We start from the raw sequence: 17,883 nt of genomic DNA, 5'->3' as shown, positions 1-17,883 counted from the left end.
AGTCGGATGTACTTGAAGAACGCACTGCGTGCGGCGACAGCACTGTCGCTTGTCACTGCAACGGGCGCGCTGGCAGACGGCCATGCAAAATCGCTCACCATCGCGATCGTGAACAACGGTCACATGATCAACATGCAAAAAGTCGCGGAAGCATACACCGAAGAAACGGGCGTCGCACTTGAATGGGTATCGCTGGAAGAAGGCGTGCTGCGCGAGCAGGTCACCTCGGACACAGCAACCGGCGGTGGCCAGTACGACATCATCAACATCGGCATGCAAGAAGCACCCATTTGGGGCGCAGCTGGCTGGATCGAACCACTTGAATTCGGCGCTGAGTATGACGTCGACGACATTCTGCCCGCCATTCGTGCAGGGTTGAGCCACGAAGGCACCATGTATGCGGCGCCTTTCTATGGCGAAAGCTCGATGGTTATGTACCGCAAGGACCTAGCCGACGCGGCAGGCGTATCCATTGCTGACAACGACAGCTGGGACAACGTCAAGGCAGCAGCAGCAGCAATGCACGACCCCGACAACGGTGTTTATGGCGCTTGCTTGCGCGGTAAGCCAGGCTGGGGCGACAACATGGCGTTCGTCACAACAATGGTGAACTCCTTTGGTGGCGCATGGTTTGACGCAGATTTCAAACCCACCATTGACTCTGACGAGTGGAAAGCAGCGATCAACTTCTACGTGGACCTGCTGGGCAACTACGGCCCTCCCGGTTCGGAAGGCAACTCGTTCAACGAGATCCTTGCCCTCTATAACGAAGGCAAGTGCGGCATGTGGATCGACGCCACAATCGCGGCATCCTTCTTGGAAGTTGACGGGGTCGCATACGCTCAATCTCCAAACGCCGGTAATCCGGTGGGTGCGAACTGGCTGTGGGCATGGGCAATGGCCGTTCCAGCAGGCACAGAAAATGCAGAAGAGGCAAAAGCCTTCATCGAGTGGGCAACGTCGAAGGACTATGTGCAAGCCGTCGGCAACCACCCCGACTTTGGCTGGGGCAACGTCCCTACAGGCCAACGTGCGTCCACTTATGCTCTGCCTGAGTTCCAGGCCGTTGCAGGCTTTGCCGCTGCAGAAATGGCAGCGATCGAATCCGCAGCACCTGAAGCAACTGATCTGAAGCCATACGTTGGCGTTCAGTTCGCAGCGATCCCCGAATTCCCCGAGGTGGGTTCGGCCGTTGCACAGGAAATCGCAGCGGCTCTGTCCGGCGCCAAGTCGGTTGATGAAGCTCTGGAAGCGTCGCAAGCCGCTGCCGCAGCGATCATGACCGAAGCTGGCTACTAAGCCTTTGTCGACATAGACCGGGAAGGCCCTGCTTGGGCCGGGCCTTTCCACCCCAGCGTCGCGTAGCTAGTCTGAGTTGACTAAGCGGACCGACGCACCGCAACCGAAACATTCAAATCCACCATGCATGGCGAGCATTCCAACTCGCGAGGGTAACAGGGTTATGTCTAGTAGAAAACTTCCCCGCCTCCTTCAGACGCCGGCTGTTGTGCTGCTGTTGATCTGGATGCTGATCCCACTGAGCATGACGCTCTACTTTTCTTTCATTCGCTACGTTCTGAACAGCTTGCGCCGCCCGGAGTGGACCACGCCAAGCCTCAGCAACTGGCGCGGCTTTGGAAATTATGAGTTCGTCCTGAATTCAAAGGATTTCCTCTTTGCCATCCAGAACAGCCTGTTCATCGTGTGCAGCATCCTGTTCCTCACTGTCGCTTTGGGCGTGCTGATCGCCGTCATGATCAATAAGGCATTTCCCGGCCAAGGCATTGTACGGGTTCTGCTGATCTCGCCCTTCTTTGTGATGCCGGCTGTAAACGCAGTTTTGTGGATCAACATGATCCTTGATCCTGTGCTGGGTCTGCAAGGTCTTGCCGTAAACGGGATCAATGATTTGATCGCGTCGCTACAGGGGGCTCCCGGCATCGGTTGGTTCTTCTCGCTCTGGCCTGAAATTGAACCCATCTCATTCCGGGCCACGCAGACGTCGGCCTATGCAGTCATCATTATGGTGACGTGGCAGTGGACACCCTTTGCGGTCCTGATCTTCATGACGTCACTGCAGTCCGAAGACCAGCAACAGAAAGAGGCCGCCGTACTGGATGGCGCCGGCACGTACTCTCAGTTCCGCTTTCTCACTCTGCCACACTTGTCGCGACCCATCGCCATCGTGGTCATGATCCAGGCAATTTTCCACCTGTCGCTTTATGCGGAAATCGAGATCGTAAGCCGTGGCAACGGCAACAAGAACCTGCCCTATCTGATTGGCGAATTCGCCAACAACAACATCGGGGCGGCCAGCGCCACAGGTATCTTTGCCGTCATCCTCGCCAACGTCGTCGCCATCTTCCTGCTGCGGATGATCGGCAAGACATTGATGGAGTAAGCCCAATGGCCATTGTTGCGACCACCACAAAATTCAGCATCTATGGACGGCCTGTTCTGGCCTGGATCGTGGGATTAATCTTCTTCTTCCCGATCTTCTGGCTGGTGCTCACAAGCTTCAAGACAGATGCGGATGCGGTGAAGCCTGAGTTCCTGTTCTTCTTCACGCCGACGCTGGATAACTACCTGAACATGACCGAAAACTATGACTACTGGCGGTTTGCCACCAACTCGGTCATCACATCGGTTTTCGCCACTGTCTTTGCGCTGGCCGTCGGCATTCCCTGTGCCTATGCCATGGCATTCAATCCATCGCGTGCAACCAAAGACGTTCTGATGTGGATGCTATCCACCAAGATGTTGCCCGCTGCAGCTGTGCTTTACCCGATGACATTCATCACCAAAAGCATTGGGCTTTTTGACACCCACTTCATGGTCATCCTGGTGCTCATGCTGATCAATCTGCCCATCGTGATCTGGATGCTGTTCACCTACTTCAAAGAAATCCCCAAGGACATCATCGAAGCAGGCCAAATGGATGGCGTCAGCACATGGGGCGAGGTGAAGGAAATCCTTATCCCGCTGGCTTGGGGCGGCATCGCCTCAACCGCATTGCTCTGCTTCATCTTCTGCTGGAACGAGGCGTATTGGACAGTCCGCCTGACCACCACCGAGGCCGCAACCCTATCCAAACTCATCGAAGGCAACCGCGCACCCGAAGGTCTGTTTTTTGGTCGTCTGTCTGCGGTGTCTGCTGCAGCTGTGGGCCCGATCGTTGTGCTGGGCTGGTTCTGTCAAAAGCAATTGGTCCAAGGGCTTACCTTTGGCGCCGTGAAATAGGAACGCCCGCGCTCAAGTAGCAAAGCGGTAGCGCATAAGAGGAAAACCAATGGGACGTATCGTACTTGAAAACGTGACCAAGAGTTTCGGTGAAACTCAAGTTATCCCCCCACTGAACCTGACCATAGAGGATGGCGAGTTCGCGGTTTTCGTCGGCCCATCTGGCTGCGGCAAGTCTACTCTGCTGCGTCTGATCGCAGGGCTTGAGGAAACCACGTCCGGCCAGATCCTGATTGATGGTGAAGACGCCACGCAGATCCCGCCATCCAAGCGTGGGCTTGCAATGGTTTTCCAATCCTACGCGCTTTACCCACACATGACCGTACGCAAGAACATCGCGTTCCCGCTTCGGATGGCCAAGATGGACCAGAGCGAAATCGACAAGAAGGTCGAAGGGGCGGCCAAGATCCTCAACCTTGCTGACTATCTCGAGCAGAAACCGGGGCAACTCTCTGGCGGGCAACGCCAGCGGGTTGCTATCGGTCGCGCCATCGTGCGTGAACCGGCTGCCTTCCTGTTTGACGAGCCACTGTCAAACCTGGATGCCGCCTTGCGTGTTGGCATGCGGCTTGAGATTTCCGAACTGCACAACCGTCTTGAAACCACGATGATCTACGTCACACACGATCAGGTCGAAGCCATGACAATGGCCAACAAGATCGTGGTGCTACGCGCCGGACACATCGAGCAGGTGGGCTCACCGCTCGACCTGTACCGCACCCCCCGCAACCTGTTTGTTGCCGGTTTCATCGGGTCACCCAAAATGAACTTCATTGAAGGTCCCGAGGCGGAAAAGCACGGCGCAAAAACCATTGGCGTGCGGCCGGAGCACATTACAGTTTCTGCTGATACAGGACCATGGTCGGGCAGAGTTGGCGTGTCCGAGCATTTGGGGTCCGACACCTTCTTTCACATCCACGATACCGGGTTGGCCGAAACAATCACCGTGCGTGCGGACGGCGAGGTTGGGTTCAAGCATGGGGACACGGTGCATCTGACCCCGCGTGCAGATGTGATCCACCGTTTTGATGCAGAGGGGTTGCGGATTGCATGACCCGACTTGCCGGAAAGACGGCCCTGATTACCGGGGCAGCCCGCGGGATTGGCAAAGCCTTTGCAGAAGCCTATCTGCGCGAAGGGGCGCGGGTTATCATCGCTGATATCGATCAGGAGCGCGCGGCAGAGACTGCAAATGAGCTGAGCCGTAAAAACGCGATGTCCGTCCACATGGATGTCACCAACACAGAGAGTATCCAAGAAGCGCTGGGGATGGCGGAGAGTGACGGATTCGGCCCAATCGACATTCTGATCAACAACGCTGCAATCTTTTCCGCTGCGCCGATTACCGAGATCACAGAAGACGACTTTGCCCGCTGTTTCGACATAAACGTCAAGGGCACGCTTTTTACCATGCAGGCCGTCGCGCAGCACATGATCAACAAAGGCATCAAGGGACGCATCATCAATATGGCGAGCCAAGCCGGGCGCAGGGGTGAGCCATTGGTTGCAGTGTATTGCGCAACCAAGGCCGCGGTCATCAGCCTGACTCAATCGGCGGGGCTGAACTTGATCCAGCACGGCATCAACGTGAATGCAATCGCACCCGGCGTAGTCGACGGTGAACACTGGGACGGCGTCGATGCATTCTTTGCGAAATATGAAGGCAAGGCGCCCGGTCAGAAGAAACGCGAGGTGGGCGAAGCGGTGCCGTTTGGTCGTATGGGCACGGCTGAAGACTTAACAGGCATGGCTGTGTTTCTTGCAAGCGACGAGGCCGAATACATCGTCGCGCAATGCTACAACGTCGATGGCGGACAATGGATGAGCTGATGGCAGATGGTTCAGAACAGCGACCCGCCGTACCTCTCTCGGACTCGGCGCTTGGAACGCTGCCCACAAGCATTTTGCGCCCAACATACGATCGGTCGCAACTGACGCCCGGCATTGTTCACATCGGCGTTGGAAATTTCCACCGAGCTCACCAAGCGTGGTATTTGCACCGGCTCATGCAAGCGGGTTTGGCCCAGGATTGGGCTATTGTAGGTGCAGGCGTGCGCCCCAATGATGCTGTCATGCGCAACAAACTCTTGGCGCAAGACTGCCTGTCGACTTTGGTTGAATTGGACCCTGGCGGAACCTCGGCCGAAGTGGTCGGGTCGATGATCAACTTCTTGCCTGTTGAAGTCGACAACGCCACGCTGATCGAAACCATGGCCGATGCCAACATCCGGATCGTCGCTTTGACGGTGACCGAAGGGGGGTACTATGTTGACCCGCAGACCGGTGGCCTGAACCTCGCGCACCCGGACATCCAGCATGACATTGCCCATCCGGACACGCCCGGCACGGCGTTTGGGGCGATCGTTGCGGCGCTGTCCAAACGTAAGGCGGCGGGCCATGGTCCATTCACATGCCAAAGCTGCGACAACCTTCAAGGTAACGGCGATATCCTTCGCCGGATCGTTGTTGCACTGGCGCAAGCAACAGATACTGACTTGGCCGCTTGGATCGAAACCCATGCCGCGTTCCCAAACTCGATGGTGGATTGCATCGTGCCGGCCACAGGCCCCAACGAAATCGCACTGGCGGCACAGTTCGGAATAGCGGATGCGGCGCCCGTAACCCATGAAAACTTCCGCCAATGGGTTGTCGAAGATGCGTTTTGCGCAGGTCGCCCGGACTGGGACAAGGCTGGAGCCATCTTTACCGACCAGGTTCATTCCTACGAAGCAATGAAAATCCGCATCCTGAACGCAGGTCATCAGGTATTGGCCAACGCAGGTGAGTTGTTGGGACAGGAGACCATTGCCGATTGTATGGCTCACCCGACCCTGAGCAGGTTCTTCCGCAAGGTTCAGATGGAAGAAATTGTACCTCATGTCTCTGAGGTGCCCGGGTTTACGCCCGCTGCTTATGTCGATCTGATCGAAACGCGGTTTGCCAACAATGCCATCCGGGACACCACACGCCGCGTGGCCTTTGATGGCTCATCCCGCCACCCTGGTTTTGTCTTGCCGATCCTGAGGGATTCTCTTCAGGTAAATGGGCCTGTCGCCGGGCTCAGTCTTGTCGAGGCTCTTTGGGCGCGCATGTGCCAAGGGACGCGCGAGGACGGCAGCCTTATCGAAAGCAATGATCCCCACTGGGATACTCTGACCATTGCCGCTGAAACGGCAAAAACCAACCCAAAGGCATGGTTGGCACAAACGCAGTACTATCAGGAACTGGCCGAGGTTTCCGGTTTCAGCCAACACTTTGACGCATGGTTGCGCTTGATCTGGTCAGAAGGGGTAGAGGTGGCGCTCAACGCATATATTGCGCAAAGCACCTGATACCTTCCTACTTCAGCAAAGCCCGTGCTGCATCCGCTGTGAGCGGCTCGGGCCGCGCGCATGTCGAGTTCAGCGTGATCATTTCGCCGCGCTCTCCTGCGTCGAGGACCGAGGTCATCACATCCACGGCGTGCAGGGCCAGTTCCAGCGAACAACGATGTGGTCGGTCAGCATTCATCGCCGCAGCCATGTCCGCCAATCCAGCTGTGCGGTAATTGGCCTTCGCAACGCCATTGTTTTCCTGATTGGGGATGCCGAACGGGTGGGTATCGGTTTCAAGGGCGGTTGTTTCACCCTCAGCGCTCACGATTTCAACGTCGCCCGAGAACCAGTTTGGATCAGGCAGGAACATGCTGCCTGAGGTTCCATATAGCTCCATGTGCCCGTGCCGATGTGCCCACACATCCCACGACGTCGACAAGGTGATGCTTGCCCCAGTCTGGAACTCCAGCAGGGCATGGATGTTGGTCGGTGTTTTGACCGGGATAATTTCGCCGCGTCTTGGTTCTGACAGGATAGTTCTTGTGTCTGCCGGTGTCGTTGCGAGCGCACCAACCCGACGTACGGGACCAAGCAACTGGATCAGGTTGGTCACGTAGTATGGACCGATATCCAGCATTGGCCCAGCGCCGGGAAGGAAAAAGAAATCCGGGTTCGGGTGCCAATGCTCCATCCCGTGACTCATCACATGTGCAGTGCCCGCGACCACGTCCCCGATCTGGCCTGCATCCAACGCCGCTCGCGCGGCTTGATGCGCGCCGCCAAGAAACGTGTCCGGCGCAGATCCGATACGCAGGTTTTGCACCGTCGCTAAAGCCCGCAATTCTTCACCCTGCGCCTGCGTCAGAACGATAGGCTTTTCCGAATAGGCGTGTTTGCCCGCTTGCAGAATTGCACGTGTCACCTCGAAATGCGCATCCGGGATCGTCAGGTTTACAACGATGTCGATATCGTCTGCTGCCAAAAGGTCCTTGACGGTGTGCGCTCGAACTCCGAATTTTTCAGCTTGCGCGTTCGCCGCTTCGATATTGAGGTCGGCAACCGCACGCACCTCCAAGCCTTTGAACAAGGGTGCCAGGGTCAGATATGCGGTGGAAATGTTACCGCAGCCAATGATTCCGATGCCTTGCATGGAAGCCTCCTTTAAAATTTTTGCGCTGCGTCAAACGCACGCTGGGCAAAACGGCGATGGTCGCTGGGATTGTCGTGTTCCATCACAAACTGCCGGGTACCCGCCGCCTTGAGCGACTGAAAGAGCGATGGCCAATCCATTGTCCCATGCCCCACATCGGCCCAACCGTCTTCGTCCTCGGCCTCTCCCGCCGGCGCGATATCCTTGAGATGCGCAATGGCAATGCGCGGACCATGCTTCGCGATGGGTTCCATCGGATCAGCCCCGGCACGAACGGCCCACGCGACATCATATTCAAACAGCAAGCCAGGCGCACTTTCGAGGATCAAATCGATTGGCAGAGTCCCGTCCTCAAGTGGCACGAACTCAAAATCATGGTTGTGATAGGCGAGCTTCAAATCATATCTTGAAATCGCTAGCGCCGCTCCTTCGAGCCGCGCACCATATGAGCGCCATGCATCGGCCGTGGTAGGGCGATCCGCTGGCATGATATAGGGAACGATGGCTGTTTCGATCCCGAAGCGCGCAGCCAATTGTGCGACTTCAGCCGGGTCGTCTTCACACATCTCGAGACCAATGTGGCAGCTTGGCATCGTCAGCCCGTTCTCCTTCAAGCCCCGGTCCAGTGCATCGACGTCGGCGCTGTCTGCCAACAAGGCGCGATACCCCTCAACATGGGCATATCCGATCTCTGCCAGCATCTTGAGCGTATTATCAAGTGGAGGGAACAGGCGGGAGCTGTAGAGCTGATAAGACAATGCGGTCATGTCGGTGGCCTTTCATGATTCATGGGTGGCTGAAAATAGATCTCGGACTGTGAATGTGGTGAGGTTGTTCAGGTCCGTTGGGGTGAACACAATAGTAACAGGCCGACCTGGCAGCAGATCGAAAGCGTTGTCGCTGAAACGCCCCGGTTGATCCGCTTCGACGGCAACAAAAAGTGCCAGCCCATTGGATATCAGGGTGATACGATATTGATCGTCCTGCTGAATGATTTCGGTCGAGATGTTCGGGGCGTCCAGCGCATACACCTTGTACGGCCGTACTGCGAAGTGATCCGATTGGCGCAACCCATCATCTGCAACCCAGTCGAAAATCAGCATCTCATCGTCGTTCAACGCGGCGTGCGGAACGACCAGCGCCAACATGGCAGCATCACCGTTTGCCTCAACGGATGCCGTGCCAACGGCCCGCATCCGCCCATCCGTTGCAACAGCAAAAGCATCGACCTTGACCTCCACGGTCGCAGGGCGATCGTTCACAACACGCAACTCGACAGAATTGTCGGTTGGTACGGCTGACACAATCACGTCAGCGTAGAAACGGCGCGCCGCGTGGTGCAGTAGTTTCCAACCACCGCCATGATCCAAGCTGGACCAGGAACATACCGGCCAAGTGTCGTTCAGTTGCCAGTACAACGCACCCATGCAGTGCGGCTTGAGGCTGCGCCAATGAGTCACCGCCGTCTTGATGGCGAGCGCCTGCTGGACCTGACTGAGGTAAACAAAGTTTTCGAAGCCCGCGGGAAAGCGGAAATAGCGAAACATCGTTTCGGCAATCCGTGCGTTTCCACCCGCGTTCTTCTGATGGCTCTCCATCACCGGTGCAGCGATGTTGAAATCGGCAGGGTCGGCAAAGCGGCGGATCACGTCCATGGATGGGTAGGACTGGAACCCAAACTCGGAACAAAAGCGGGGCGAGATATCCCGGTATTGTTCAAAATCCCGCCCCTCGTGCCAGACCGACCAGAAGTGCATGTCGCCAGAGCTGTCATCATGCCAATCGCCGCTGAAACTCATCGGTCCCGGCGATGGGCTGGACGGCCACCAGATGGCGCCGGGAGCAGTCTCTTTCAGCGCCGTTTCAAGAGTTCGGTTCAAGCGATCATAAGCGACAAGATAGCGATCGCGATCCCGTCGACTTTCTTCGTACCAGGTCAATGCGCCCAGCAATTCGTTGTCCCCGCACCACAACGCAAGGCAAGGATGGTGGTTCAACCGCGCAACCTGTTCACGCACTTCGGCATCTACATCTGCCAGAAAGTCGTCTGTCGCCGGGTATAGATGGCAGGCAAACATGAAATCGTGCCAAATCAGCAATCCCAACTGATCACACAGATCATAGAACCAGTCCGGCTCGTATCGGCCCCCGCCCCACACGCGGATCATGTTCATGTTGGCATCTACGGCCGACTGAAGCAGGTCCCGGCAAGCCTCTGGCGTGATGGCAGAGCCAAGCGCATCGGCCGGTATCCAGTTCGCCCCCTTCATAAAAATGGGGCGCCCATTCACATGCAGGGCGAACCCTGTTCCCGTCTCGTCCTTGGCCGTGACAAGCTGAACATCCCGCAAACCGATGCGGCGTGTGGCAGTTACGTCGCCAACCTCAACCGTCAGTACATGCAATGACTGCTCACCTTGGCCAACCGGCCACCAAAGCTCTGGGTCATCAAGTTTCAGCGATACTGTTGCTGTGTCGGATGTGACCGCCGCGTGTGCTTCGCGCCCACACAAGGACGCGCTGACAACAGCACCATCTGCTATGCCTTCGGTCTGGACCGTCGCGGTTATCGTTGCCCCGCTCGCATCATGATCCTGAGAGACCACGATGCCGGAAATACGCGGCCCGTGCTGTTCCAGCCGGATGTCTCCATACAGCCCGAACGGAACAAGCGCGATGTTCCAGTCCCAGCCAAAATCGCATTCCGGTTTGCGCAGCATGTTGCCATGCGGGATCGGGCAATTGTCAGCCTGAAACGGAACCGGGAAAGGTTGGGCATCGGCAAGCGCCTTGGCCGCACGCGGCACGGATCGGAAATGGAGCGTGATCACGTTTTCGCCCAGGATCAGCGCATTAGAGACGTCCACGCGATGTGTACGGAACATGCTGCTGGCTTGCAGAACGGTTTGCCCGTTCAGGGACACGTCTACAACTGTGTCAAGCATCGACAGGACCAGCGTCATGTTTCGTCCGGTGGCCTGAAATGTACGGGTCAGCAGCCAATCGCGATCCGCAATCCAGCGCAGGTCGTATTCATTCTGGCCCCAGTAGGGATCGGGGATAATGCTTGCGGCACGCAATGCGCTGATCCCGTCGCCAGGCAGCGTCATTGGTGCAGAATACTGACCCGTCTCGTCCGACAGGTGCCATGGGCCACTGAGGTCAAGCATGAAGCGTCAGAGCCTTTCCTCAGTCGTCTTGTCGAACAAGGACGCGCGCGCAGGATCAAAGCCGATCAGGATGCGATCGCCCGTCGAAACAGCGGCTTGTCCGTCCATGCGGATCCGCAAAGGCACTCCGGCCAAGGTCGCCCACGCCAACGTGTCCGATCCCATCGGTTCGACGATGTCGACTGTCACCTCAGCCGTCACGGGGAGGTCTTTGGCGGACCCACCGGACACAATGTGTTCGGGCCTGATGCCCAGCCACGCAGCGCCTGCTGTCGCCGCGCCTTGGAATGCATAACCCTCCAGTGAAAACCGCTCTCCTCCCGTGGCAAAAGTACCTTGTTCGACCTCTCCTTCGAAGAAATTGATCTCGGGACTGCCGATGAAACCAGCCACGTACTTGTTCCGCGGACGATTGTAGATCTCGGTTGGTGTATCCAATTGCTGGATGATCCCGCCTTTCATGATCGCGATCCGGTCGGCCAGCGTCATCGCTTCGACCTGATCGTGGGTCACGTAGATCATGGTGTTTTTCAGGTTGTGGTGCAGCCGTTTGATTTCGACCCGCAGATCGGCGCGCAGCTTTGCATCAAGGTTCGACAGTGGTTCATCGAACAGGAACACATCCACATCGCGCACCAGAGCGCGCCCAATGGCAACGCGCTGGCGCTGCCCACCAGAGAGGGCGGCGGGTTTGCGATGCAAAAGCGGTTCGATCTGCAAAATCTCGGCGGCGCGGGCCACGCGTTGCTTGATCTCGGCTTTGGCCATCCGCGCATTTTTGAGGCCGAAGGACAAGTTCCCTTCAACTGTCATCTGCGGATAGAGAGCGTAAGACTGGAACACCATGCCGATGCCGCGCCCCGAGGGTTCTTCCCACGTGACATTGCGGTCGTTTATGTGGATCTCACCATCGGTCACATCCAAAAGCCCGGCAATGCAATTGAGCAAGGTCGATTTTCCGCAGCCCGAGGCCCCCAGCAGAACAAGAAACTCGCCCTCGGGAATATCGATGTTGAGGTTGTCCAGCACGGTCAGTGCGCCGAATTTCAGGGTCAGGTCTTTGACAAGTACAGAAGTCATGGATCAGCCTTTCACCGCGCCAGCGGCGATGCCCCGGACAAAAAGCTTGCCGGAAGCGAAGTAGATGATGAGGGGGACGAGACCGGTCAGCAGCGTTGCGGCCATGTTGACGTTGTATTCCTTCACGCCCTGCACCGAGTTGACGATGTTGTTCAACTGAACGGTCATCGGATAATCGGCAGGCTTGGTGTAGATCACACCGAACAGGAAGTCGTTCCAGATGCCCGTGACCTGCAGGATGATCGCCACCACGAAGATGGGCAGGGACATGGGCAACATGATACGGAAGTAAATGCCCCAGAACCCTGCCCCGTCCACGCGAGCAGCCTTGAACAATTCCTCTGGCACAGAGGTGAAGTAGTTGCGGAACAGAAGCGTCAGGATCGGCATGCCAAAAATAGTGTGCACCAGTACCAACCCCCAGATGTTTCCGTAGAGCCCCATCTCGCGCAGGATGATCACAAGCGGGTACAGCATCACCTGATAGGGGATGAACGCCCCGACAATCAGGATGGTAAAGAACACCTCGGACCCTTTGAACTTCCAGTTCGCTAACGCGTAGCCGTTCACGGATGCGATCGCGATGGACAGGATCACGGAGGGGATCAGGATCTGGACCGAATTCCAGAAGCCGCGGCTCAGCCCCTCGCAATTTATGCCTGTACAGGCTTCGGACCACGCTTTGACCCATGGTTGATAGGTGACTTCGACCGGCGGGGCAAAGATATTGCCAATGCGGATTTCCGGCATGCCTTTCAGCGACGTGACGATCATCACATACAGCGGTAGCGCATAGTACGCGGCCACCACGATCAGGGTGCCGTAAAGCATGATGTTCGTGCGGGAAAATCGGGGGCGGGGTTTTGGCCCGCGTGGGATCACTGCATCAACCACGTTTCTTCCCTCCGAATTCAAGGTAGGCCCACGGGATCAGAATAACGATCACGCTGACCAGCATCATGGTCGAGGCCGCAAATCCCTGCCCGAGGTTCTGGGCGCGGAACATATAATTGATCACGTATTTGGCGGGCACTTCGGACGCGATACCAGGCCCGCCATTGGTCTGGGCGACGACAAGGTCGTAGATTTTGATGATGCCGGAGGCGATCAACACCAGCGCAGTGACAAACACCGGGCGCATCATGGGGATGATCACACGAATATAGGTTTTGACCGTGCCGATGCCGTCAACGCGGGCGGCTTTCCAGATGTCTTCGTCAATGCCGCGCAAACCTGCGAGCATGATCACCATGATCAGGCCAGTGCCCTGCCACAATCCCGCGATCAGGATGCCGTAGATCACGATGTCGGGATCGTTCAACGGGTTAAACGTAAAGCTCTCCCAGCCTAGCGACCGCACGACACTCTGCACCCCTAGGTCAGGGTTAAGGATCCACTGCCACGCCAATCCGGTCACAACGAAGCTGAGCGCAAAGGGATAGAGGAAGATAGTGCGAAACACGTTTTCGCCCCTGATCTTGCGATCCAGCAAAGCAGCCAGCGTAAACCCAATCACCAGCGTGAAGATCATGGAGAAGAAACCGTAGACGGCCAGATTCTCGATCGAGATCAACCAGCGCCGCGTGCTCCACAGCCGTTCATACTGGTCCAACCCGACAAAATTCGTCTTGGGCAGCAGCTTGGACGACGTGAAAGAGTACAGCACCGTCCATGCTGTCCCGCCAACAAACACGACGAGCGCCGTCAGAACCATCGGTACCGATGCGATCTTAGCCGACAGGTTGCGAAACAGCCCCGAGGGCTTCCGCGCATTCGAAGAAGAAGACATGACACACCCCGTTACATGCCAGTGTGCACCTGCCCGGACAGCCCGGGCAGGTGGCTGGGAGGTGCGCCCTTAGTCGGCGGACGCGATGATATCGGCGTAACGCTCTTGTGCGTCAGTTGCCGACATGTCGGAGGTCCAGAATTCGGCCATCAGATCTTCGATCTGAGTTTGGGTGTCGGCCGTCAGGTTCATGTCACCGGAAGGCATAATCCCACCGGCATCCAGAATATCCAGACCCTTCTGCATGCAGTCGTTTGCAGCAGTCAGATCAACATCGCCACGCACGGGCAACGAGCCTTTCTTGAGATTGAAGGCCACCTGTACTTCCGGTGAAATCAAGGTGGAAGCCAGCGCCATCTGGGCTGCTTTCGTATCCTCATCGTCAATAACGGGGAAATAGAACGCGTCGCCGCCGGTATCGAGAATTTCGTTCACACCAAGACCTGGCAGGCACGTGTAGTCCTCACCGGCAACTTGACCGGCTATCTGGAATTCACCCTGCGCCCAGTCACCCATGATCTGAGCCCCGGCTTTGCCAGTGATCACCATGTTCGTCGCCAGGTTCCAGTCCTGTACATTCGAATTCGCGGCAAAAGTGCGCGCGTCCACAGCAGCCTCAAACACGGCCGCGTATTCAGGCCCACGCGCCGTGTCAGCGTCCTTGTCGACGACGACCTTACGCCAGGCATCAAGGCCAGCGATTGCAATGGTCATGACGCCGAATGCACCATTTTGCTGCCAACCCTGCTGACCCATGGCTAGCGGAACGATACCAGCCTCTTCCAGCTTGGGCGCAGCAGCCGCAAATTCATTCCAGTCCGCAGGTACGGGTGTATCAATCTTCGCGAACGCATCGTGGCTCAACCAGATCCACTGCCACGAATGGATGTTCACGGGCACGCAATAGATGCGCCCCTCAAATGTGCAGGCGTCGAGTAGTGAAGACGGGTTGACGAGATCTTTCCAGCCTTCTGCCTCCGCCACTTCGGTGAGGTCAGTCATCAGACCTGCCTCGATCAATTCCTCGGCCTGACGGCCATGATTCAGCTGTGTGGCCCCCATCGGGTCACCACCCAGAATTCGGCTGATGATGATCGGACGCGCGGTGCCACCCGACCCCGCAATTGCACCATCAACCCACGTGTTGCCAGTCGCATCAAACGCTTTTGCGAATTCCGCAACAGCGGCGGCTTCACCACCCGATGTCCACCAGTGCGTCACTTCAAGTTCGCCGGCATGCGCCATGGACGCCGTGCACAGCGCAGCGGACGCCATCAGTTTTGCGATTGTTTTCATATTGAGTCCTCCCTGACTTCTAAATCGTTATAGTAATTGCTACAACGATTTAGATTTTTCGATCAAGCTAGAATTTTGCTGTGGCTCGAATTAATCATCGACGAATATGTAACGGATTGATTCCGCTACGATTGAACGCGAGGCGACGCAGGTCGGAATCGCGTTTGCGCACCGGGAGGGGGCCGAAATGAGCAAATCAGGCACATCGGAGACACCCGAAAAAATTACACTCGCCCCCGGAGAACGACCGACTCTGAAGACAATCGCCCGACTGTCTGGCTTGGCTGTCCCAACTGTGTCACGGGCGCTGGCTGACGCACCGGACATCCGAAAAGACACCAAAGCGCGCATCCGGGAAATAGCAAATCAGATCGGTTATCGACCCAATCGCGCCGGTGTGCGCCTACGCACGGGCCGCACCAATGTGATCAGTATCGTCATGTCGACAGAACACGACATGATGAACCACACAGCACGCCTGATTTCTTCGGTCGCATCGGCACTGCGCGGCACCCCGTACCACATGATCATCACGCCCTACTTCCCGGACGAAGATCCAATGGTTCCCATCCGCTACATTGTGGAAACCGGCAGCGCAGATGGACTGATCATCAACCAGATTGAGCCCAATGATCCACGGGTGGACTACCTGATCGAACACAAGTTCCCGTTTGTCACACACGGGCGAACAGGCGACTGCGCACGGCACGCCTATTTCGACTACGACAACACCAGCTACGGTGAACTTGCCGTCAAAGCGTTGGCAGGTCGCGGTCGCAAGAACATTGCGATGCTGGCCCCACCAAAAAATCAGACCTACGCCCAGAGCATGATCGACGGTGCAACACGCACTGCCGCTGAATACGGCGTACAGTTTTCAGTTATCGAAGGGGCGAACGCGCATAACGACAATCCGGTGATCGAGCAGGCGATGATCCCGGTCTTTGAAAACGACGACCGGCCAGACGGGCTGATCGCCCCCAGCATCGGGGGCTGTGTAACGATGATCTCGACAGTCGAGAAAATGGGGTTCGTACTCGAACAGGATTTCGACATGGTCGCCAAGGAAGCGATCACATTCCTGCGTCGTTTCCGGTCAGGAATACTGGTTGTGGAAGAGGATATCGATCAGGCAGGCAACTTTCTCGCACGCGCCTTGATGCACCGGATCAGTGCGCCAACAGAGCCGCCAATGCAGGAACTCGATCGCCCCGATGACACCGCCTTCCGTGTTGACTGAGCTCAGTTCCGGATACGGCCAAAGGTGGACAGTCGGTTAATCTCATCCAACCGCTCAAGATTGACGACTGTAGACAGCATCAACCTGTCCTGGCTCCAATCCCCTGGCCGTTGAATGGCCATGGCCGTCAGCATAATGGCTGCGATTAGGGGCAACAGTGTCGCCAGAAACAACAAGCGCGGGTGGCGCAAGTGACGCATATCAAGAAGCGAGGTGATCCTCCGTTCAAGGAACGTCATACGACCATCCCGCAGGGCCGACCGATCAGCGGTAACCAGTGTAACCTTGGGCACGGCAACCACAAACATGCGGTCGCGTCTGAGGGTCTGCTGACAAACAGACAGCAACGTATCGCAATACGCGCGGACGTCGATCCGGCCACGGGTCAGAACTTCGGTATCACACGCGAATTCGCGCAGGTTTTCCACCTGACGCTTCCAGGCGTGGTAGGCCGGATTGAGAAAGAAGAAGGGCTTTAGCGCCTCAAGCACAATCTCCCATTCGATGTCGCCTTGGCGCAAGTGCTGCAATTCGTGCGCCAGCGTCACACTCAGTTCCTTGGGCTGGCCAAGCATGTGCGATGGAATGACAACGTAATAGTGCCAAAGGCCCCGCGTTGAAAACGGAACCAACGTCTTGTCGGACAAGCGAAGTCGAACACGTCCGAACCGACGCCATGCATAGCTGGCGGAGACGATGCGAAACAGGCAGAACATCGAAAACACCAAGCGCACCGTTCCAACGATCAGACCAACAAAGAACGCCGCGATAACCGTCCACGCCACCCATCCGACGGCATTGGTCACATTGCTCAGGAACGTGTCGCGCATGTTCACGAGCTTCTCGAACTCGGTCGCCTGCATGCTGAATCCGCCGTTCAGATAGTAGGCAACAACTATGTCCGACAGGTTGACGTTCACGGCCTTGGCATAGCCGTTTGACTGCAGGGTCGTGAACAGCAGAATAAGGAACGGCGAAAAGACGATGGCCAGAAAAACACTGTTCAGCAGCCGCAATTGCGTTGCGTAGCTGTGCGTCAGGCCCAACCGTTGAAACAAGAAGCGTGCAGCAGACCAAAGGCCGTAGGCCACAACAAAAAGAATATTGGCATTAATGAATGCGTCGAGCAGCGCGTCACCCGGAATCATTTTTCAACCTCCGATCCACAAGCGCTCGGATTTGCCCCAATGCTTCCTCTGTCAGTGCATCGTCATTGACCAACCGCGCAACCAAAGACGCAGGCGTATCATCAAACAGCTTCATCGACAGATCCTTGAGTGAGCGGGTCTGGTACGCATCCTTGCCAAGCGTCGGTTTGAAGACATGGCGCTTGCCATCCTTGCGGCTGGTCACAAATTCCTTTTGCTCCAGAATGCGCAGGATAGTGGCAGCCGAGGTATAGGCCAGGTTCCGGTCTTCCGGCAGCTTGTCCAGAACGTCCCGTACTGTACCCTCTCCCAGATCCCAAAGTTCGGTCATGAACTCCAGTTCAACCTCGGTCAGCAGTTCGCTTTTCTTCTTTTGTCTCATACCGTCCTATCCAAGACGTATCGCTCACTCGTTATGCCGGGCGAGTAAATACGAACTCTTTCGTTTTACAAAAC

Annotated in this window: 16 protein-coding genes; 7 read left to right on the top strand and 9 right to left on the bottom strand. The window is 56.7% G+C overall.

Features of this window, described 5'->3' with window-relative positions; translation table 11 throughout:
- Positions 1-6: 6 nt before the first annotated feature.
- The 6 genes from IE087_RS19135 to IE087_RS19110 all read left to right on the top strand — a co-directional run bounded on the left by IE087_RS19135 (position 7) and on the right by IE087_RS19110 (position 6,572).
- Positions 7-1,299 (top strand): ABC transporter substrate-binding protein, encoded by a 1,293-nt coding sequence (locus IE087_RS19135; protein WP_189370990.1) that lies wholly within the window; start codon positions 7-9, stop codon positions 1,297-1,299.
- A 163-nt stretch (positions 1,300-1,462) separates the two neighbouring features.
- A complete protein-coding gene (locus tag IE087_RS19130; protein WP_189370989.1) occupies positions 1,463-2,401 on the top strand; it encodes a carbohydrate ABC transporter permease in 939 nt (312 codons plus the stop codon).
- A gap of 5 nt (positions 2,402-2,406) precedes the next feature.
- Entirely contained in the window at positions 2,407-3,240 is an 834-nt protein-coding gene (locus IE087_RS19125) for a carbohydrate ABC transporter permease (RefSeq protein ID WP_189370988.1), read from the top strand.
- 49 nt (positions 3,241-3,289) lie between these two features.
- Complete coding sequence (locus IE087_RS19120) at positions 3,290-4,294, top strand: ABC transporter ATP-binding protein (RefSeq protein WP_189370987.1); 1,005 nt, start codon at positions 3,290-3,292, stop codon at positions 4,292-4,294.
- A complete protein-coding gene (locus IE087_RS19115) occupies positions 4,291-5,070 on the top strand; it encodes an L-iditol 2-dehydrogenase (RefSeq protein WP_189370986.1) in 780 nt (259 codons plus the stop codon). Before IE087_RS19120 ends, IE087_RS19115 begins: the two co-directional genes overlap by 4 nt.
- Positions 5,070-6,572: a mannitol dehydrogenase family protein gene (locus tag IE087_RS19110; RefSeq protein ID WP_229801465.1), complete on the top strand. Its 1,503-nt coding sequence runs from the start codon at positions 5,070-5,072 to the stop codon at positions 6,570-6,572. The genes IE087_RS19115 and IE087_RS19110 overlap by 1 nt, the downstream gene beginning before the upstream one ends.
- A gap of 7 nt (positions 6,573-6,579) precedes the next feature.
- On the opposite strand, the gene IE087_RS19105 is transcribed toward IE087_RS19110, so the two are convergent.
- The 7 genes from IE087_RS19105 to IE087_RS19075 all read right to left on the bottom strand — a co-directional run bounded on the left by IE087_RS19105 (position 6,580) and on the right by IE087_RS19075 (position 15,039).
- Positions 6,580-7,704, bottom strand: a complete 1,125-nt coding sequence (locus IE087_RS19105; protein WP_189370985.1) for a Gfo/Idh/MocA family protein — start codon at positions 7,702-7,704, stop codon at positions 6,580-6,582.
- An 11-nt stretch (positions 7,705-7,715) separates the two neighbouring features.
- Complete coding sequence (locus IE087_RS19100; protein WP_189370984.1) at positions 7,716-8,471, bottom strand: sugar phosphate isomerase/epimerase family protein; 756 nt, start codon at positions 8,469-8,471, stop codon at positions 7,716-7,718.
- Positions 8,472-8,483: 12 nt separating this feature from the next.
- Positions 8,484-10,874: a beta-mannosidase gene (locus tag IE087_RS19095; RefSeq protein ID WP_189370983.1), complete on the bottom strand. Its 2,391-nt coding sequence runs from the start codon at positions 10,872-10,874 to the stop codon at positions 8,484-8,486.
- Between the two features lie 6 nt (positions 10,875-10,880).
- Positions 10,881-11,954 carry an ABC transporter ATP-binding protein gene (locus IE087_RS19090; RefSeq protein ID WP_189370982.1) on the bottom strand — a complete coding sequence of 358 codons (1,074 nt, stop codon included), beginning with the start codon at positions 11,952-11,954 and terminating at the stop codon, positions 10,881-10,883.
- Positions 11,955-11,957: 3 nt separating this feature from the next.
- A complete protein-coding gene (locus tag IE087_RS19085) occupies positions 11,958-12,785 on the bottom strand; it encodes a carbohydrate ABC transporter permease (RefSeq protein ID WP_189370981.1) in 828 nt (275 codons plus the stop codon).
- A 55-nt stretch (positions 12,786-12,840) separates the two neighbouring features.
- Complete coding sequence (locus tag IE087_RS19080) at positions 12,841-13,743, bottom strand: carbohydrate ABC transporter permease (RefSeq protein ID WP_189370980.1); 903 nt, start codon at positions 13,741-13,743, stop codon at positions 12,841-12,843.
- A 69-nt stretch (positions 13,744-13,812) separates the two neighbouring features.
- The gene (locus IE087_RS19075; protein ID WP_189370979.1) at positions 13,813-15,039 is read right to left on the bottom strand and encodes an ABC transporter substrate-binding protein; all 1,227 of its coding nucleotides are present in this window, start codon (positions 15,037-15,039) and stop codon (positions 13,813-13,815) included.
- A 187-nt stretch (positions 15,040-15,226) separates the two neighbouring features.
- Between IE087_RS19075 and IE087_RS19070 the strand changes: the two genes are divergently transcribed.
- Positions 15,227-16,279: a LacI family DNA-binding transcriptional regulator gene (locus IE087_RS19070; RefSeq protein WP_189370978.1), complete on the top strand. Its 1,053-nt coding sequence runs from the start codon at positions 15,227-15,229 to the stop codon at positions 16,277-16,279.
- A 2-nt stretch (positions 16,280-16,281) separates the two neighbouring features.
- On the opposite strand, the gene IE087_RS19065 is transcribed toward IE087_RS19070, so the two are convergent.
- The gene (locus IE087_RS19065) at positions 16,282-17,427 is read right to left on the bottom strand and encodes a M56 family metallopeptidase (protein WP_189370977.1); all 1,146 of its coding nucleotides are present in this window, start codon (positions 17,425-17,427) and stop codon (positions 16,282-16,284) included.
- Positions 17,414-17,809: a BlaI/MecI/CopY family transcriptional regulator gene (locus IE087_RS19060; protein WP_189370976.1), complete on the bottom strand. Its 396-nt coding sequence runs from the start codon at positions 17,807-17,809 to the stop codon at positions 17,414-17,416. The genes IE087_RS19065 and IE087_RS19060 overlap by 14 nt, the downstream gene beginning before the upstream one ends.
- Between the last annotated feature and the right edge of the window lie 74 nt (positions 17,810-17,883).

The sequence above is a fragment of the Tateyamaria omphalii genome, assembly GCF_014651375.1.
In the GTDB taxonomy this organism is placed as follows: Bacteria; Pseudomonadota; Alphaproteobacteria; order Rhodobacterales; family Rhodobacteraceae; genus Tateyamaria; species Tateyamaria omphalii.
This window is presented reverse-complemented; position numbering and strand designations above follow the sequence as displayed.